The sequence below is a fragment of the Acetonema longum DSM 6540 genome (assembly GCF_000219125.1).
GTDB classification, from domain to species: domain Bacteria; phylum Bacillota; class Negativicutes; order Sporomusales; family Acetonemataceae; genus Acetonema; species Acetonema longum.
In genome coordinates this window covers 1-1,736 of record NZ_AFGF01000279.1, presented here as the reverse complement: position 1 = coordinate 1,736, position 1,736 = coordinate 1, and the positions used below count along the sequence as shown (strand labels likewise).

Annotated in this window: 3 protein-coding genes; 1 reads left to right on the top strand and 2 read right to left on the bottom strand. The window is 49.4% G+C overall.

Going from position 1 to position 1,736, the window contains the following annotated elements:
• Positions 1 to 187: hypothetical protein (locus ALO_RS23385; RefSeq protein ID WP_004099870.1), on the top strand; the 187-nt coding region annotated here is incomplete at its 5' end.
• Between the two features lie 185 nt (positions 188 to 372).
• On the opposite strand, the gene ALO_RS19890 is transcribed toward ALO_RS23385, so the two are convergent.
• Together ALO_RS19890 and ALO_RS19885 are read right to left on the bottom strand one after the other, a co-directional pair.
• Entirely contained in the window at positions 373 to 714 is a 342-nt protein-coding gene (locus tag ALO_RS19890) for a hypothetical protein (RefSeq protein WP_139025465.1), read from the bottom strand.
• 453 nt (positions 715 to 1,167) lie between these two features.
• Positions 1,168 to 1,736, bottom strand: a 569-nt coding sequence (locus ALO_RS19885) for a transposase (RefSeq protein WP_004099864.1), incomplete at its 5' end; no start/stop codon positions are given.

The following is a 1,736-nucleotide window of genomic DNA, read 5'->3' as shown; positions in this document are numbered from 1 at the left end:
AAAAAAAGCCGTGAGAACAAGGGCTTCCGTTATTGTTTCCCGTGGCAAGGCGATGAGCGGAGCGGCAGGCCGGGCGGAGGGAAGACAGGCGGCAGCCTGGCTGGGGCCGCGCGGACTGATGCGGAGCCGGGCTTGGGGTGTGCTGAGGCTGTCGGCAACTCCGTCCCCTTGGCAACCCGTGTCTTAACAAACAACAGGGCAACGAACTTATTTTGTCCGGTGCCCTGTTGTTTGGCTTTTCATTCTTCATACGAGTTTAGTTTAGAAAGTGTTGGAACCGTGTTATGTTGGGCAATCATCAGGCTGCCATTGCCGGCTTGGAGGGTGGTGGCCAGATGGTGGGAGCAAAATCTCCGCCCTTACGCTTCCTTCCTACTTGCGTAATAGATAGACTTCAATATCTTCTAATGCATCTTGTGCTCGACCTGAGACTTCTGGGTCTTTTAATAATTCATCCAAAAGTGGACGGACAGATTGCATATCGAGAATACCATGAATCCGTGCTAAGTGACCAATACATGTTGCCGCCAATCCCCGAATCTCTGATTGGGGATGTTTGCCAAAATGTAAGCATTGCGCTTGAACCCATCTCCAATCAGGATCATGATAAGTGAGCCTAATGAGTGCATCACAAATTTCTTTGATGTTTTCCGAAGAAAAAGCAGCTTCTGCTTCTTCACGGGTTATTGGTAAGACGTTTTTGTAGTACATCATGGTCCCCCTAATATGCGTCCTCGCGAGTCCACCATTCCTGCTTGCTGAAGAACGCGTTGCATCTCTGAAGTTAGTTCATTCCAAGTCCTTACATGCCCATGGAAGACTCCTTCTGTAGTTTGGTCAAAAACGTTGAACTGTCCTGTTTCATAATCAATTCCCACTCGGCGAGGCGAGGTTGATTTTACTTGTAGTGATGAATCTAGCGCTTCTTGTCCATTCCGTGGAGCAGCGCTAATGGAACCCCTCGCTGTAGGGCCATGCTTGGGTGATCCCTCATACACCAGTCGTTTGGCACTTCCAACACTACCACCGGTTCCCGGCCCCTCCGCAAAGAAGCAGTACGAGTTAAGTTATATAAACCTTCTTCCTTGCTGGAAAAAAAGACAGGAGCAAACAAGCTATTGGCTATTTCCATTTTATCACGAGTTGTTACAGAACAAAATAGACTGCCTAATCCGTCTCATAAGGCCGATACTCAGACTTCGCTTTCATCATCCCGTAAATAATCCTGACCGCTCGCCGCATAATGCAGACTAAAGCCTGGGGCTTGGTCTTTCCCTCCCTGATTCTGCGGAGGAAATAGTCATGAAACACCGGGTGTCTCGGCTTGCCTCCTTTGGAGACCTGGACAAGCTGGACAGCGAGAAAGTAGAAGATACCATGCAATACCCGGTTTCCCTGCCGGCTGCGCTGCTCTTTGCCTTTGCCCGCAGAACTGAACAAAACGGGCGCAATTCCGGTAAAACGGGCCAACTTATCCGAATTGGGAAAGCGGTTAATGTCGCCGATCTCAGAAATGATGTGACTGGCGGTATTCAAGTTAATTCCTGGAACAGTATCCAGTTTGTAGCCGGTCAAGGGCAGAAGGGTTTTTAACTCCCCATCGATTCCCTCAATGGCCTGCTGCTTGTAGCGAAGCTCCTGGATGATACTTTTGACAATAAAGTCCCGTTCAGCCTGAAACTCCCGGTGAGTATCGCCATCGGCTGCCACCAGGTCAAGAATCGTCTGCGCTTTTT

Coding starts and splice junctions, on each gene's coding strand:
- ALO_RS19890 (WP_139025465.1), bottom strand. CDS start 714: ATGATGTACTACAAAAACGTCTTACCAATAACCCGTGAAGAAGCAGAA.